This window comes from Burkholderia sp. BCC1998, from assembly GCF_905339875.1.
Classification (GTDB): domain Bacteria; phylum Pseudomonadota; class Gammaproteobacteria; order Burkholderiales; family Burkholderiaceae; genus Burkholderia.
The window spans coordinates 332,786-348,840 of sequence record NZ_CAJPHE010000002.1; the positions used below are offsets into that span (position 1 = coordinate 332,786).

Consider the following 16,055-nt stretch of genomic DNA (forward strand, 5'->3'; position numbering starts at 1 on the left):
CTACGCTGGCGCACGCGAAGCCGCAAAGCGCCCGTTGAACGCGGGCACTTTGCCGTATTCCGGCATGAACCGGCGCAGGGTTGCGAAATCAGAAACGCTCGACGTGATAGTCGCCGGCGAGCGCGGCCGGGCTGCGCTTCGCCATCATGCGCGAGAAGCCGTCCGCGAGACGCCCGAGCGCGAGCTGCTTCTGGCTCGCGTCCCAGTGCGTGTAGGTGTCGTAGGCGGTGTCGTCGAACGACACGGTGACGGCGACCGGGCGCCCGCTCGCGCGAAAGCCGATATGCAGCACGCCGCCCGGCAACTCCTCGATGTGGTAACGCAACGAACGCGACTCGAAATAGCGGCCCAGCACCTGGGCGATCGCGCGCTTGTCGGGCGATTGCACGTGAATGTCCATGATGGTCCTCCTTTCAGTGATCGCGCGGCCGGCCGTGGTTCGCTGCCCTCGCCCGGCATCCGCATCGGCGGCGGCTGCGACGGCGGATCGCCGTGCGGCAGGCCCGGGGGCACGGGCGGATCGAACGGATCGTCGTGCTCGGGCAGCGCCGGATCGGGATCGAAGTCGGGCGTCGGCTCCGGACGGTGCAGCATGGATCGTGTACTCATGTCGCTCCTGCGCGGCGGCTCGCGCGTGTCGATGGGTGCGGCGAGCGCGCGCAAGCGGCGTGCCTGCCCGGGTGCGCACCGGTCATGCATCGTAGGCCGCCATCACCAGCCACAGCGTGCGCCCTTCGGCGGCGAGGCGCGCCGCGAGTGCGAATCGATCGGACGGCGCGCATCGCGCGGCGAGCGCCCGCTGTGCGCTTTCCGGCCCCGCGTAGACGGTAGGGTCCAGCTCGCGAACCTCGTCCTTCCCGTCGAACATGCGCCGCTCGGGCCGATGGAGCCGCGATTCGCGCTTCCATGTGTCGAAACGCTCGCGCACCTGACTGAAATCGCCGCCGCACACGTTCGCGTCGTAACGTATTCTTTCCCTGGGTTCATTCATCACGATGTCCTCTCGTCCACGCCGGCGGCGGGGCCGGCCACGTCTCAGCCCGCCCGGCCGGCTCGACGGCTGCAAGCGTCATGCCGCCCGCGCTGCGCGGGTACGGCGCTTGCACCCCTCGTACCCATAAGGAGGTTCGATCATGACCGCATCCGCCCCCGGTAGCCGAGACGCCGTGTCACCGGCTGCCAGCCCGCTCTCCCTGGCCACGTCGCGCAAGCCGTCTGACGACAAGACGGAAGAGCGCATCGACGAAGGGCTCGAGGAGACGTTCCCGGCCAGCGATCCGCCCGCCGTCGGCGGTGCGACCCGCATCGACCCCGCCAGGCCGTCCGGCGAACGCGAACGTCGCGCGCCCGACGCCCCGCAACCGCCCCGCGATCACGGCTGACGGCGGCACCCGGCCCGCGATGCGCGGCAACGTAGCGTCGCCCGGCCGGCCCAACCGGAGTGAAGTGATGAAACGCATCGAACGTGCATGGCACGAAGTCAGCGGCGCCGCAGGCGTCGCGGCGCTCGCCGCGATCGAGAGCGCGCTGGTCCTGGCAATCGTCGTGATGACGGGCGTCGGCCACTGAGCGTCGCTCGCGGCCCGGCCGCGGCTGCCGCCGTGGAAGATGTACAAGCCGGCTGGCAAATTTCGCCGTGGCCCGGCCGCGCAGGCCCGGCCTGTGCCGATTGAACGCGGCACGCGTTCTGCTTCCATGTCGTCTCGTTCACGAAGGAGGCGTTCATGTATCGCGTCAATGAAATCATGTCGCGCGACGTGGTCTGCGTCGCGCCGACCGACACGATTCGCCATGCGGCCGAATTGATGCAGCGCTTCGACATCGGCGTGCTGCCTGTCTGCGATGACACCGGGCTCGTCGCGATCGTGACGGACCGCGACCTCGCAGTGCGAGCGCTGTCGCACGGGCATTCGTCCGATACCCCGGTAAAGGTGGTCGCGTCCGCGCCGGTGCAGTGGTGCGTGGAAGACGACGGCGTCGGCGACGTCCAGCAGCGGATGGCCGACGTGCAGTTGCACCGGATGCCGGTGCTCGACGCCAATCACCAGATCGTCGGCATCGTGTCGCTGGGCGACATCGCGACACGCGCGGGCGGCCCGGCACGCGACGAGCTGGCGAACACGCTCGAGGACGTGTCCCTGCCGCGCCGCCGCTGACCGCGGCCCTCACCCGTGCGGCCCGCGCGCCGTGTGCGCCGCGCCGCTTCGACCAGGAGAACAGCGATGACAACGGACAGACCGTCGCGCACGCAGGCGCGCATCGTCGGCGACCGCGGCCGTTCGGCCGGCGGGCCGGGGCCGGACGTGATGGCCGCCAGCACGCTGGAAGATGATCGCGTGCTGACGCTGGACGGCGACGACATCGGCAAGATCACGAACATCATGCTCGATATCCGCTCGGGCCGGATCGCGTATGCGGTCGTGTCGTCGGGCGGGTTGCTCGGGATCGGCGACAAGCTGCTCGCGGTGCCGTGGAACGTGCTGACGCTCGACGCCGGGCGCCGCTGCTTCGTGCTGCCCGTTTCGACCGAGCGCGTGCGCGACGCGCCCGGCTTCGAGAAAGACCGCTGGCCGACGATGGCCGATCCCGCCTGGGCCGAGGGGCTGCACGCGTACTATGGCGCATCGCCGTACTGGCTGATCGAGGAAGGCGAAACGGTACTCGATGCGCCGCCCTTCGAGGCGTCGCCGGACGGCCCGGAAAGCGACACGCGGCCGCACTGACGGACGCGCCGGGGCGCGCGGATCGCCGTGCGGATCAGTGCGCGGCCGCGATCGCACGCTCGAGTGCGCGCGCGGCGCTCAGGTGCGCCTTCAGCGTCGGCAGCGCGTTGGCCGCGAACGCGCGAAGCTGCCGGTCGTGGCCGTCGCGCGCCTCGGCTGAGTAGAGCCTGATCGCCGCGTCGTGCGCGTTCGGTCCCGCCAGCTCGATGTACCCCTTGTCGAACGCATGGCCGTTCTTGCTTCGCAGCGCATTCACCGCCGGATCGACCAGCATCCGCGTCTGCACGGGCAAGCCCTTTTGCGCGCCGAGCCGGCGCAATTCCGCGGTCATGCGAACGTGATCGTCGATCATCCGGCGCGCGAAGGCCTTCACGCCCGGATTCGACGATCGGTCGAGCGCGAGCTGGCTTGCCTGCAACTCCGTCTTGCCGACGATGCCGGCCTTGTCGATGAATTCGGCGTCGATGCCGCTCGGCCGCCGCGTCATGTCCGCCTCGTCGGCGGTCGCGCCGGGACTGACGACGCCCGGCGCGACCTGAACGGACGATGCCGGCGGCGCCTGCGCATGCGCCGGCGCGAATGCCGGTACGCGCAACACCGCGAGCACGCCCGATCCCACCAGGCACACGATGCCGGCAACCGCGGTGGCTCGGCGCAGATTCCTGTCGCTCGTTTTCATCCGGACCTCCGTATCGGTCGACGGATCGGCCCTGCCGAACGCGGCAACCGGCCCGTCATGCGGGACGATGCGCGGACGCGGGAAATCGGTCCACGCGCCTTTGCTCCATGCACCCTCGACATACTCGATCGACAATGCGGCGGTTACCCGCAGCGTGCGCTCCGCGAACGTCGTGTCATACGTGACTTCCCGCGGATCCGCAGCCTGTCGCACACACCGCGCGCACCGTCGATGTCTTGCACGACCCGAATCGCGGTCGCGCGTCGCCGCTCGTCGGGCACGCTGCCCGTCGACTCGGCCTGCCGCCGGTGCTGTCGCGCCTGGCAAGGTTCGATCCCTTCATCGTGCCGCCTTGCGCGAAGTGCGCAGGCCGCCGCGCGTCAGCGATGCCGCTCGGCGCTCGACACGTCGACGATGACGCTGGCCAGCGTCGGCATGTCGACCGGCTTGCACAGATACGCGTCGAAGCCGGCGGCCATCACGCGGTTCCGGTCCGCCGCACCCGCATGCGCGGTCACCGCGACGACGGGCAGGCGCCCGCTGCCGTTCGGCAAATGGCGAATGTGGTCGAGCAGCCAGAAGCCGTCGCCGTCCGGCATCGCGAGATCCGACAGCACGACGCTCGGGTGCTGCCGCGCGACCACGTCGAGCGCGTCGCGCCCCGATTGCGCGGTCGACACCTGCGCGCCGAGCGTTTCGAGCGCCGCCGCGAGGCTCGCGCGCGACGTCGCATCGTCATCGACCACCAGCACGCGCCGGCCGTCGAGTGCGACCGCCGTCGACGCGCCGCTCGGCCGTAACGGCTGGCCGTTCGGCACGTCGGCGTCCCAGTCCACCGGCAGCATCACGGTCACGGTCGTGCCGCGCCCGGTGCCATCGCTCGCCGCCGTGACCTCGCCGCCGTGGAGCCGTGCGATGTTGCGCACGATCGACAGGCCGAGTCCGAGGCCGCGCTTGGGCGAGGCCGACGCGCCTTCCGGCCGGCTGAACGTATCGAACAGATGCGGCAGGCGTTCCGCCGAAATGCCTTGGCCGGTATCGGCGACCGACAGCCGCACGCGCGCGCCGGCCCGGGTCAGCGACACCTTGATGCTGCCGCCCGGCGGCGTGAACTTGATCGCGTTCGACAGCAGGTTCGACAGCATCTGGCGCACCCGCTCGCCGTCGGCGGAGATCACGCAGTTGGACATCGCGCACGCGATCGACAGTTCGAGACCGTTCGCCTCCGCCGTCGCGCCGAGTTCGCGCACCGCCTCCCGCACGACGCGCACGAGATCGACGGGCGCGCGCTCGAGCCGCATCCGCCCCGTCGCGAGCGACGAGGCGTCGAGCAGGTCGCCGACCATCCGCGACAGCGAGCGTGCGCTGCGGTCGATCGCATCGATCGCCTGGTGAGCGAAGCTCTGGCCGTCGGCGCTGCGCATCACCTCGACCCAGCCGTAGATCACGTTCAGCGGCGTGCGCAGTTCATGCGATACGGTGGCGAGCAGTTCGTCCTTCAGCCGGTTCGACTCGTCGGCCTGCACGCGCGCGTCGCGCGCACCGCGTAACGAACGCAGGTTGCGCCGCTCGCTTCGGCGGCGTTCACGCGCTTCGCGCAGCGTCATCGACATGCCGGTGCAGTTGCCTTGCGCGTCGACGATCGGCGCCGCCACGAAGGTCGCGCGAAAGCGGCCGCCGTCGTGGCGCAGGCACAGAATGTCGAGCGGGCCTGCGGGCGGGCGCGCGTTCGCGAACGACGTGGGAACCGGATGCAAGCGCAGCCAGCGCGGCGCGATCAGCGTCGTGACGTCGTGCCCGATCACCGCCGCGGCATCGATGCCGAACAGGCGCCGCGCGGCCGGATTCCAGCTCGTGATCCGCCGGACGGCATCGACGCCGACGATCGCGTCGGGCGACGCATCGACCACGCGGCGCAGCAGGATGTCGTCGAGCGAGCGCGCCGCGGGTGTCGGTTCGCGGCGCGGCGGGCGTGCGCCATTTTCTTCGGCATCCTCGGCGCCGCGCAGCCGATCGTTTGCGAGCAGCGGCTTGACGACCACCACGAGCACGCATTCGACGAAACCGATCGCGACGAAGGCGCCGGCCTGCGCGAGCAGCGCGGGCAGCGTCACCTCGCGCCAGCCCAACGCGCCGATCACGACCGCGCTGGCGGCCGTCGCGACCAGGCCGCCGCCGAACGACGTCAGCCAGGCCGCAGCCGCAACACCGGCGTAGAAAGGCAGCTGTGCAAACGGTGCATGTACGCCGACGACGTGCATCGCCCACGCCTGCAGCACGGACGCCACCCCGACGGCCAGCACGACCCATGCACCCTGCCGGAACAGTTCACGGGTAAGGATCCTCATCGTGTCCCTGCATCGCCCCGGCGACCGTCGCTCGACGGCTCCCGCCTCGGCGGCCGGCATGTGCCGTCGAGCGTTCGGGGGCGAGCCCAAGGGCCGGCGCAACGCGCGTACCCGCGGCACGGCCGCGCGGCGGCTTCGCGGCGCGGCGTGCTGCGCGTGCCGCCGCGCCGCGTCGCTCGGCCGCCCCGCCGCGTTTGCGCGGAACGCGGGTGATGCCGACTTGCGATTTTTCATCGGTCGGCTGCAAAAAAGCATCGACACGCGGTGTCGGCTGCCGCCTGTCGGCATCGTGCCCCCGTGATCGCGTATTTCTTCGATCCCCGCACCGGACATTGTAAATTTCTAAATCGCGGCACCTTCCGTGCGGTTTCGCTGTCGATGATAGATATTGCAATGAAGGGAAGGTGCGGTGCCGATTTTCAAAACGGCCCGCCGACGCTTATGGCTGAATCCGCAAACCGTCCGAAGCAAGGCGCCGACGCGCGCCGGCTGTCCGGCCGCTCCGCGGCGATGCGCACGCTGCTCGGCCGTATCGAGAAAATCGCTCCGACCCGCGCCAGCGTGATGATTGCCGGCGAAAGCGGGGTCGGCAAGGATATCGTCGCGCGCCTGCTGCACGACCTCAGCGCGCGACGCGACGGGCCATTCGTGCCCGTCAACTGCGGCGCGATTCCGGCGGACATCGCCGAAGCGCAATTGTTCGGTCACGAAAAAGGCAGCTTCACCGGCGCGATCGCGCAACGGGAGGGTTTTTTCGAAGCCGCGTGCGGCGGCACGCTGCTGCTCGACGAGATCGCGGAGATGCCCGCGTCGCTGCAGGTGAAGCTGCTGCGGGCGCTCGAATCGAACACGATCGTGCGGGTCGGCGGCACCGACTCGATTCCGCTCGACGTGCGCATCCTGTCGGCGACCCGTCACAATCCGGCCGATGCCGTGCGCGACGGCCGGCTGCGCGAGGACCTGTTCTACCGTCTCGCCGCATTCGCGCTGTATGTGCCGCCGCTGCGCCAGCGCAGCGGCGACGTCGAGGCGATCGCGCATGAGTTCGTCGATGCGCTCAACGCGCGGCACCGCTCGCACAAGCGGCTGACCGACGCGGCGATCGCCGCGCTGCGCGCTTATTCGTGGCCCGGCAACGTGCGCGAGCTGCACAACACGATCGAGCGCGCGTACATCCTCGCGGACGACGGCATCGACGTCGCGTTGCCGAGGCCGGCAGCGCCGCCCGACCACACGTCGGACGACGCGATGGCGCTGCCGCTCGGCGCAACGCTGCACCATGCGCAGCAACGTTTCATCGCGGCCACGCTGCAGCACTTCGACGGCAACAAGCCGCAAGCCGCGAAAGCGCTCGGCATCAGCCTGAAGACGCTCTACAACCGGCTCGCGCTGATGCGCGACGACGGCCGCCCCTGAGCGCCGCCGCGGGCCCTGCGTCAACCGGCGCAGGTCATGCGACCTTGAACTGCCCGACCGTCGTCGCAAGCGCGTTCGCCTGCGTCTGCAGCGCGGTCGCGGCCGCGGTCGACTGTTCGACGAGCGCCGCGTTCTGCTGCACCATTTCGTCGAGCTGGGTGACCGCGCGGTTCACTTCCTGGATGCCGCGCGTCTGCTCGTTCGCCGCGTGCGTGATCTCGGAGATGATCGTCGTCACGTTGGCGACGTTCGACACGATCTCGCGCATCGTCTCGCCGGCCTGGCGCACCTGCCCCGACCCGGCCGACACGCTCGCCACCGTCGATTCGACCAGCACCTTCACCTCGCGCGCGGCCTGCGCGCTGCGTTGCGCGAGACTGCGCACTTCCTGCGCGACGACCGCGAACCCACGGCCCTGCTCGCCGGCACGCGCCGCTTCGACGGCCGCGTTCAGCGCGAGGATGTTGGTCTGGAACGCGATCCCGTCGATCACGCCGATGATGTCGCCGATCCGGCCCGACGCTTCCTCGATCTTCTCCATCGTCGACACGACGTCCGATACGACCACGCCGCCGTGCGACGCGATCCGCGACGCCGCGGCCGCGCGTTCGTCGGCCTGGCCTGCAGCGGCCGCCGACTGGCCGACCGTCGCGGTGATTTCTTCCATCGACGCGGCCGTTTCCTCGAGGCTCGCCGCCGCCGATTCGGTGCGCGACGACAGGTCCTGGTTGCCCGCGGCGATTTCGTTCGCGGCCGTGCGCACCGATTCGCTCGCGTCGCGGATCTGCCGCATCACGTCGTTCAGCTTGTCGACGAAGCTGTTGAACGAGCGCGCGATATCGGCCACCTCGTCGCGGCCGTCGGCCGGCAGGCGCTGCGTCAGGTCGCCCGTGCCCGAGCCGATCGACGCCATCGCCTGACGCACCTGCGACAGGCGGCGGAACGCGGTCGTCGTGATCGCGCCGACGATCAGCGACGCGACGCCGACGATCACCACCAGCGTGATCAGCGACGCGGTCAGCAGCGAGCGCATCCCGGCCGTCGCTTCCGATTTGTCGAGCAGGACCAGCGCGTACCAGTCGGTGCCCGGCACGGCTTGCGCGCGCACCAGCTTCGCGTCGCCGCCGACGTGCACTTCGACCGGCGCGCTCGACGCCGCCAGCGTCGCGGCGCCGATGCCGCCGAGGTCGGGCGACACGTCGGCGACCGGCTTCAGCGTGAGCTTCGCGTCAGGATGCGCGACGACGTGGCCGCTGCTGTCGATCAACATCCCGAAGCTCGCGGGCGTCGGGTGGATCGACTTCACGTTCGCGATCACGCTGTCCATCGCGACGTCGGCAGCGACGACGCCCTTCAGCGCACCGTCGCGCAGGATCGGCACCGCGAACGTGACGACCAGGTTGCCGGTGCCCGCATCGACGTACGGCGGCGTGACGACCGGCTTGCCGGCCTGGGCGGCCTGCTTGTACCACGGACGGCCGGTCGGGTCGTAGTCGGGCGGGATGCCGGTCGGGTCGGAGAAATGGAACACCTTGTCGGCATAGCCCGCGTAGACGTTCGTGAAGCCGCCCGCCGCGGCCATCTGCTTGAACACCGGCAGCGGATCGGGCGACAGCGCGGCGTCCTGCAACGACGCGATCATCCGGCTTTTCGTCGCGACCCAGTCGCCGATGCCGACCACGTGGCCGCTCGCGACGGAGGTCAGGTTGCGGTCTATCGCGTCGTTGTTGTACGCGCGTGCGATGAAGTAATTGATCAGCGTGGTGGCGACGAGCGCGAACACGACGATGGCGACGCACGCGGCGAGGATGCGGGTGCGGATGGACGAGAACATGGCAACGACTCGGTAAGGGAGCGCGAACGCCCGGTGGACGAATTCACCGGGTATACGGCATCCGCGCCGCTTACTTGAGGCCGTTGTGTCGATTCGGTCAAATATATGAAGAAAGGCGCGACCGGCAGGCAGGCGCGTTGTCGGCATGCAGGCGTGCAGCGGTGCCGGTGCCGGAGGCGCGCGGCGCTCAGGGGCCTTCCGCTGTCATGAGGCACCGCGGCGCCGGTCGCGCCGATCGTCCGTTACAGACGGCGGCCGGTACGCGTATCCGGCTCGTCGCGCGGCGTACTGGCCGGCGTGTCGCGCTCGAGTTCGTCCTGCCTGCGCATCCGTTCGCGCAGGTGGCGGATCGCGAACACGTGGATGTAATCGTGCACGCGGGCATCGGACGACAACGCTCGCACTTCATCGTCGAGCATCGTGCGCAACTGATCGGCGCCGATCGCGCGCTCTGCGGCGACGGCCTTCAAGGCATCAAGCAAATTGTCCTGTGACATCGACGGGCTCCTGACGGTCGAGGAACGAAAGGAAAAAATGACGCTACCGGAAGATTAAAGGCTAAACGGCCGCCCGGCGTACGATGCGCCGAAGCGTGGTTGCGCGCGATCAACGGCACCTTGCGTGCCGCCGCGCCGATCCGTCGCCGAACCGGCCCGCGCGCAGGATTCGCGGCGCCCAAGGCCCGCGAACGACTGGAAGGATTGTCACGCCACCCCGAGGCGCGGCACCGTGCGATCGCTCGGACGATGAACCGTCGCGCGATGCCGATGCAGTGTGGGACCTTAGACCCGCGAAAGTCCTGCGTCAAGCGACGCGCGACGGCCGCGATTCGTCTGTTCGAATGCACCGGATCGGGGCGCCGCACATCGCGCCTGCCCGCCTGCCCGCCTCGCGCCGCAGCGGCGGCTCGCCGGTCCGGCGTGTCAGCGGATTCCGATACCTCGCACGCAACGTCTGACAGCGACTTCAGCACGCACCGATTGGCAGCGCGGTCTCCTCGGCGGATACTGATGTCATGAACGACGCGTTCATACCCGGTCATCGCTCAGCCGGCCCTCGAGCCGGCACGCGGGGTCGGGCGCAGGGAGACCCATCATGATTCATCGCAACTTCCCGGCGCGGGACGGACAGCGGCGCACGCGCATGCTGGCCGCGACCGCCGTGCCGGCCGCAATCCGCCCGCCGGAAGATCTCGACGCGTTGCTCGCACTCGCGCGCGAATCGGGCTTGCTCGTCACGCTCGACGGGCAGATCGGCCGCGAAAAGTACCAGAGCGTCGCGGGATCGGTGCTCGCGCTGCAGCGGTTCGCCGCGGCGCTCCGCGCGCGGGCCGGTGCCGGCGCAACGGTCGTCGTGAGGCAGCGCCGCAAGACGCGCCCCGGCTGGCCGCGGCTGCGCAATCGCACGCCTGGCGGACGAGGCCGACTGCATGGCGTGCGTCGCGGTGCATGCGTATGCCGCGACGCGCACCGCCAGCGCGACCTGCGAGCGCCTCGCGCCGCGTAAAGGCCTGAACGCTGGGCCTGAACGCGGGGCCTTCACGCAGCCGACGCCGCACGCGGCCGCGTGAAGGCTGCGGCACCGCGCCGGGCGCGCAGCGCATGCCGCGATCCAGACCGAATCCGCGATCGCGCGATCGCGTGGCATCACGCGCCGTTCCACACGGCGACATCGACGAAGACAATACCTGCGAGGAAAAGAGTCAGCACGGGGCCAGGAAAGCGGACGGGGTGCAATGCACCCCGTCCGTTATCCAAGGCAGCCGCCGGCTGCCTACCCTCGTGCCAGAGAGTTCGTGATCGGCCGATGCGCGATGCGCTGCGCGGCACGGCTCCGGAAATCGGCTGAATCGCAACGGCGTCGGACAGGCCGGTTCGCGCGGTTCCGGACCGACGTGTCGAATCGCGACGTCGGGTACGGACGACGGACCATCCGCCGCATGCACACGCACGTCGTGCGACTATCTCATGCAAAACGCGCGACGTTTCTGATGCAGGTCAATGAAAGTCCGCTTCGCATTCGTCGCAGCGCAATCCTCACGCGGCCTCGCGCACGAGCAGCACCGGCACCTGCGCGAGATGCGCGACCCGGCGCGCCACGCTGCCGATCAGCCAGGCCGCGATGCCGCGCCGGCCGTGCGTGCCGACCACCAGCAGTTCCGCATGCCAGTGCACCGCGTCGCGCATCAGCGCATGGGCGACGTCGTCGCTGGTCGGACGGGTCTCGACGATGCCGCGCTTGGTCGGGTTCCCCGTTGCATGGAACAGCGGGCCGATCCGCGCCAGCGCATCCTCGCCCTCCGCGCGATACGCATCCTCGAGCGCGCGCACCGGCACGAGATCCGTCAGACGAACCGCGCGATCGACGACATAGACCGCGTACAGCAGCGTCGTCGGCACCGCGAAGCCGAGCCCGACGCGCACCGCGTGCAGCGACGGCTCGCTGCCATCGACCGCGAACATCAGGCGCTGCAGCGGCCCGTCCGACGGCCGCGCATAGTCGGCGGGCACGATCAGCAGCGCGCAGCGCGCGCGCGCGGCCAGCGTGTCGGACACCGCCCCCTCGACGAGCCGCAGCAACCCATGGTGCGGATTGGCGCCGACCACGAGCACGTCGGCGTGCCATGCCGACGTGTCGTTCGCGAGCGCATCGGCCACCGTGCCGCCCGTGAGCGACGTATCGATGATCATCTGCTCGATCCCCACGCCGCTGCCGGCGAACAGTTCCGCGATGCGTTCGAGCGTCGCCTGCGCTTCACGCGTCATCTCCTCGCGCGCGGAGGTCAGCAGCGCATCGACGCGCGGGATGTCCGACAGAACGAGACGCGGATTGTCGATCGCGCAGACGATGCGCACCTGCATGCCGGGACGCAGCAGCGTGCGCGTGTAGCGCGCGGCGGACAGCGACTCCGGCGTCAGATCGACGGCCAGCGAGATCCGCGCGAGCGGCGGGATGGTCGGGGTGGACTGCATGGCGAAAGCCTCCTTGCGGACGCGTCGTCGGAACGACGACCGGAGCTTCGCGCGGGCTGCGGCGAACGACGAACGGCGGACGGACGGCCGACGCGGTCGCGCGGATCGGCGGACGGCCACGCGAAGCGCGGACAAGCGATTCAGACAGCATATGTCGTCCGGCCCGCACGTGCATGATCGCGATCAATACCCGTGCGGGCCGCGATGCGCCGCGCACGCCTGTGCGGCGCGCGGCGCGGCGACTTTCGGCCGCTTGGCTTACGACTTCGTCGACGCGGGCGCGCTCGCCCGGTTCGCATGGAACACCGCGTATGCGATGCCGAGCAGCACGATCCAGACCGGGCCGATCACGAGTGCGACGCGCGTATCCGGCGAGAACGCCATCAGCACGACGACCAGCGCGAGAAACCCGAGTGCGACGAACGAGCCGAGCGGATAGAACGGCACGCGGATCGGCAGGCGCGCGATCCTGTCGGCCGACAGCGTGCGGCGAAAGCGCATCTGCGCGATCAGGATCACGCACCACGTCCAGATCGCGCCGAACGTCGACACCGACGTCAGCCACGTGAATACGTGCTGCGGCGCGAGATAGTTGAGCAGCACGCCGATCAGCAGCAGCGCGACCGACACGATCACGCCGTACACCGGCACGCCGTTGCGATTCACGCGGCCGAGCATGGCCGGCGCCTGGCCCTGCTGCGCGAGGTTGTAGAGCATCCGCGCGGTGCTGAACAGGCCGCTGTTGCACGACGACAGCGCCGCGGTCAACACGACGAAGTTGATGATGCCGGCGGCGGCCGGGATCCCGAGCCGCGAGAACGTCATCACGAACGGGCTGCCCTGCGTGCCGATCTGGTCCCACGGATAGAGCGACATGATCACGAACAGCGCGCCGATGTAGAAGATCAGCACGCGCCAGAACACCGAGTTCACCGCCTTCGTCAGCGACTTCTCCGGATTGCGCGCCTCGCCGGCCGTGAGGCCGAGCATCTCGACGCCGAGATACGCGAACATCACGATCGGCAGCGCGCCGATCACGCCGCCGATGCCGTTCGGCATGAAGCCGCCGTGGGCCCACAGGTTCGAGATGCCCGTCGCGACGCCGCCGTTACCGATGCCGAACGCGATCATGAGGCCGCCGCCGACGATCATCAGCACGATCGTGACGATCTTGATCAGCGCGAACCAGAACTCGAATTCGCCGTACAGCTTGACCGCGATGAAGTTCACCGCGCCCATCGCCGTGAGCGCCGCGAGCGCCCAGACCCAATTCGGCACGCCGGGGAACCACATGTGCATGTAGACGCCCACCGCGGTGATTTCCGCCATGCAGGTGACGATCCACACGAACCAGTAGGTCCAGCCGGTCAGGTAGCCCGCGAGCGGGCCGAGGTAGTCGCGCGCATAGCGGCTGAAGGCGCCGGCGACCGGATTGGTGATCGCCATTTCACCGAGTGCGCGCATGATCAGGAAAATCGCGATGCCGCCCAGCAGGTAGGTCAGCAGGATGGCCGGGCCGGCCGTGCGGATCGCGGCGGCCGAGCCGAGGAACAGGCCGACGCCGATCGTCGCGCCGAGCGCCATCAGGTTGATGTGCCGCTCTTCCAGCCCGCGGTGCAGCTGGTCTTCTGGTTGTTTCAAGTCCGTCTCCTGGCAGCCGCGAACGGGCCGCCGTCATTGTCGATGTCAATGCGCGACCGTTCATGCCGATACCGGCAAACCGAAAACGAAAAATCCCTGCCGCCGTTTTCCGGATGAAAAACGCTGCGGATACTGCGTCACTCCGATTGGAATTACCGTTGATTATCGGTATTTTCCGGAACAATCCGGAAAAACGGATCGGGCCTTTCACGGAATACGCCCGTGCGGCCCGCGCGACACGGCTGTGCGCGTGGCGGGCGGCAACGGGATCAATCGCTTTCGGCGCGAACGAACGCGCGTCGAATGTGCGCAATCAAGCGCACGCAATATGCAGGCGGGATTATAAGAATAATCGGAGGTTTCGCGCCAGCCGATTTTCCCGGAAACGGGAAGCGTGAAATCGGAGGCGAAATCGGCACGTGCGCGGCATTCCGCGCGCGATTTACTTCGACAACGTCGCGCGCACCGTATATTCGCCTGCGAGCGCCGCATGTTCCGGCCGCACGAAATACCTCGATGAATCGAGATCGGCCGGCAGCGGCTCGACCGGATAGCCGTGCTTCTCCCACGCGTCGAGGCCGCCCTTCAGCGCCTTGATGTTGTGCAGCATCTTCTTGCGCTGCATCTTCGCGATCAGGCGCTTCGCGGTCGCCTCGTTCGGGCACACGCAATACACGACGATCGGCCGCTTCAGCAGCTCCGGATCCAGCAGGTCCGGCGAATCGAGATCGACCGGCACCGCACCGGCAATCCGGTACGGCTCGCGTTCGCGAATCGCGCGCGGCCGCGCATCGAAGATCAGTGGCGGCTCGTTCGACGTCATCATCTCGACGAGTTGCGGCGGGGAGATGCGCACCTGCGCGAGGTAGCGGCGGAACTGCAAGCGGCGCACCCAGCGGTACAGCAGGAACGTGATGAAGATCGCGAGGAACGCGTCGAGGATCGTGCCGCCGCTCGCGCGCACCCACAGCACGAACTGGACGATCTGGTCGTGCACGGCCGCGCCGCCGACGAGCCAGAACGCGGCCCACAGCGACGCGCCGGCCAGATCCCAGAACAGGAACACGCCGACGCCGATCGCGGTCGTGCCGAGCAGCGGCGCCGACACGAGGCCGAGGCCCGGCAGGAATTTGGAGAGGACGAGCAGCGGCGCGCCGTATCTTTCGAATACGTTACGCGCGAAGCGCAGCGTCGTGTCGAGCGACAGCGAGAATCGCACGAGCCCGTTCAGCAAGCGCCGGCCGCGCGTGCGGCCCATGAAGAACCACAGCGAATCGGCGAGCATCGCCGCGCCGATCGCCGCCACGAACATGCTCGCCCAGGACGCCTGCCCCATCGCCGCCATCGTACCGCCGAGGATCAGCATCGGCACGGCCGGCACCGGCACGCCGAGCTGCGTGATCAGTACGCTCGCGAACACGGCCCACGGGCCGAGCGACGAGGGAATCGCGATGGGAAAGTGCCACACGGCGGCGCTCCTGGAAGACATGCGGACCGTGCGACGGGGGCGGCCGTCGATACGGCAAGCAGCGATCGCCGCGGCACGTCCGCGGCCGATCCTGCACCACCGTGCATTCTAAACGGGTTTGGCCGCGGCCGCGCGGAACGGCTGCCGTCGAAGGCGGCTCGGTGCGGCCGGCATGGCCGCCGGCACACTCATGCGTCGGAGCGCTGCGCGAGCCCCGCGACGTATTCCGCATACTCGGGGAATGCGGCGGCCAGCGCCGTCGCGTCCGCGAGCTCGAATTCCGCAAACTCGAACCCCGGCGCAACCGTGCAGCCGACGAGCGCGACGTGCTCCGGCGACGCGCAGCGCGCGCCGAACCAGCGCCCGGCCGGCACGACCGCCTGGAATACGGTACCCGGGTGCGTGAGCGGGTTGCCGAGCCGGTGGATCGTCAGGCCGTCGCGCTCGTCGAGCACCCATACTTCGAGCGGATCGCCCGCGTAGAAATGCCAGACCTCGTCGGAACGGATCCGGTGCCACGACGAATACGCGCCGTCGCACAACAGGTAGTAGATCGCGGTCGACGCCGCACGCGACGCGCCGTCGGCCGGACGCACGACCGTATCGGCCGCGCGGTAGGTTTCGCGGAAATAGCCGCCCTCGGGGTGCGGTTGCAGATCGAACTGTTGAATCAGGTCGGCGGCGGAGATCGGCATGGCGGATGACGTCGGTGAAGGAGTGAACCGGACACGCAACGCGCGGCCCGTCCGATCGATGATGCGATCGGCCGACGTCGCGTGCCGCTGCGTCGATCGCCGCGGCCATGCACGCGGCGACCGGGTTGCGCGCGGAACGCGGCGCGCGACGATGAAGCGAACGCCGGTCGATGCTGCCAGAAGTGCGGGCCACGATGCAACCGGCGCGACGTGACACCGCCGTTGCGGCGCAGCGTATGCGCGGCATGGCGATCGATGCAACGGACGAACCCTCGAGCC

General features: G+C 69.2%; 16 protein-coding genes. 6 read left to right on the top strand and 10 right to left on the bottom strand.

The window, feature by feature from the left end:
- Positions 1-88: 88 nt before the first annotated feature.
- Both U5A56_RS04810 and U5A56_RS04815 read right to left on the bottom strand, forming a co-directional pair.
- Positions 89-400 (bottom strand): hypothetical protein, encoded by a 312-nt coding sequence (locus U5A56_RS04810; protein ID WP_044843100.1) that lies wholly within the window; start codon positions 398-400, stop codon positions 89-91.
- Between the two features lie 291 nt (positions 401-691).
- Positions 692-991: a hypothetical protein gene (locus U5A56_RS04815; RefSeq protein WP_321795514.1), complete on the bottom strand. Its 300-nt coding sequence runs from the start codon at positions 989-991 to the stop codon at positions 692-694.
- Positions 992-1,133: 142 nt separating this feature from the next.
- Here U5A56_RS04815 and U5A56_RS04820 point away from each other — a divergent pair, with 142 nt between their 5' ends.
- The 3 genes from U5A56_RS04820 (at position 1,134) to U5A56_RS04830 (ending at position 2,723) form a co-directional block, all read left to right on the top strand.
- Positions 1,134-1,382, top strand: coding sequence for a hypothetical protein (locus U5A56_RS04820; protein WP_044843098.1), 249 nt, complete (start codon positions 1,134-1,136; stop codon positions 1,380-1,382).
- A gap of 342 nt (positions 1,383-1,724) precedes the next feature.
- Entirely contained in the window at positions 1,725-2,156 is a 432-nt protein-coding gene (locus tag U5A56_RS04825) for a CBS domain-containing protein (protein ID WP_044843097.1), read from the top strand.
- A gap of 66 nt (positions 2,157-2,222) precedes the next feature.
- Positions 2,223-2,723 carry a PRC-barrel domain-containing protein gene (locus U5A56_RS04830; RefSeq protein ID WP_321795510.1) on the top strand — a complete coding sequence of 167 codons (501 nt, stop codon included), beginning with the start codon at positions 2,223-2,225 and terminating at the stop codon, positions 2,721-2,723.
- 34 nt (positions 2,724-2,757) lie between these two features.
- On the opposite strand, the gene U5A56_RS04835 is transcribed toward U5A56_RS04830, so the two are convergent.
- Together U5A56_RS04835 and U5A56_RS04840 are read right to left on the bottom strand one after the other, a co-directional pair.
- Positions 2,758-3,402: a DUF4142 domain-containing protein gene (locus U5A56_RS04835; protein ID WP_321921402.1), complete on the bottom strand. Its 645-nt coding sequence runs from the start codon at positions 3,400-3,402 to the stop codon at positions 2,758-2,760.
- Positions 3,403-3,782: 380 nt separating this feature from the next.
- Complete coding sequence (locus tag U5A56_RS04840) at positions 3,783-5,750, bottom strand: ATP-binding protein (protein WP_321921097.1); 1,968 nt, start codon at positions 5,748-5,750, stop codon at positions 3,783-3,785.
- A 1-nt stretch (position 5,751) separates the two neighbouring features.
- Here U5A56_RS04840 and U5A56_RS04845 point away from each other — a divergent pair, with 1 nt between their 5' ends.
- Positions 5,752-6,051 (top strand): hypothetical protein, encoded by a 300-nt coding sequence (locus U5A56_RS04845; RefSeq protein ID WP_321921098.1) that lies wholly within the window; start codon positions 5,752-5,754, stop codon positions 6,049-6,051.
- Positions 6,052-6,128: 77 nt separating this feature from the next.
- Complete coding sequence (locus U5A56_RS04850) at positions 6,129-7,166, top strand: sigma-54 dependent transcriptional regulator (RefSeq protein ID WP_321921405.1); 1,038 nt, start codon at positions 6,129-6,131, stop codon at positions 7,164-7,166.
- A 34-nt stretch (positions 7,167-7,200) separates the two neighbouring features.
- On the opposite strand, the gene U5A56_RS04855 is transcribed toward U5A56_RS04850, so the two are convergent.
- Entirely contained in the window at positions 7,201-9,000 is a 1,800-nt protein-coding gene (locus U5A56_RS04855; RefSeq protein WP_124484850.1) for a methyl-accepting chemotaxis protein, read from the bottom strand.
- 242 nt (positions 9,001-9,242) lie between these two features.
- Positions 9,243-9,497: a DUF3562 domain-containing protein gene (locus U5A56_RS04860; RefSeq protein WP_124484851.1), complete on the bottom strand. Its 255-nt coding sequence runs from the start codon at positions 9,495-9,497 to the stop codon at positions 9,243-9,245.
- A 598-nt stretch (positions 9,498-10,095) separates the two neighbouring features.
- On the opposite strand from U5A56_RS04860, the gene U5A56_RS04865 reads away from it, so the two are divergent.
- A complete protein-coding gene (locus tag U5A56_RS04865; protein ID WP_044843090.1) occupies positions 10,096-10,506 on the top strand; it encodes a hypothetical protein in 411 nt (136 codons plus the stop codon).
- 530 nt (positions 10,507-11,036) lie between these two features.
- On the opposite strand, the gene U5A56_RS04870 is transcribed toward U5A56_RS04865, so the two are convergent.
- The 4 genes from U5A56_RS04870 to U5A56_RS04885 form a co-directional block, all read right to left on the bottom strand.
- Positions 11,037-11,972 (bottom strand): universal stress protein, encoded by a 936-nt coding sequence (locus tag U5A56_RS04870; protein ID WP_321921101.1) that lies wholly within the window; start codon positions 11,970-11,972, stop codon positions 11,037-11,039.
- A gap of 258 nt (positions 11,973-12,230) precedes the next feature.
- A complete protein-coding gene (locus U5A56_RS04875; protein ID WP_321795500.1) occupies positions 12,231-13,613 on the bottom strand; it encodes an amino acid permease in 1,383 nt (460 codons plus the stop codon).
- Positions 13,614-14,055: 442 nt separating this feature from the next.
- Positions 14,056-15,081, bottom strand: coding sequence for a DedA family protein/thiosulfate sulfurtransferase GlpE (locus tag U5A56_RS04880; protein WP_044843086.1), 1,026 nt, complete (start codon positions 15,079-15,081; stop codon positions 14,056-14,058).
- Between the two features lie 188 nt (positions 15,082-15,269).
- The gene (locus U5A56_RS04885; protein WP_124519479.1) at positions 15,270-15,776 is read right to left on the bottom strand and encodes a cupin domain-containing protein; all 507 of its coding nucleotides are present in this window, start codon (positions 15,774-15,776) and stop codon (positions 15,270-15,272) included.
- Between the last annotated feature and the right edge of the window lie 279 nt (positions 15,777-16,055).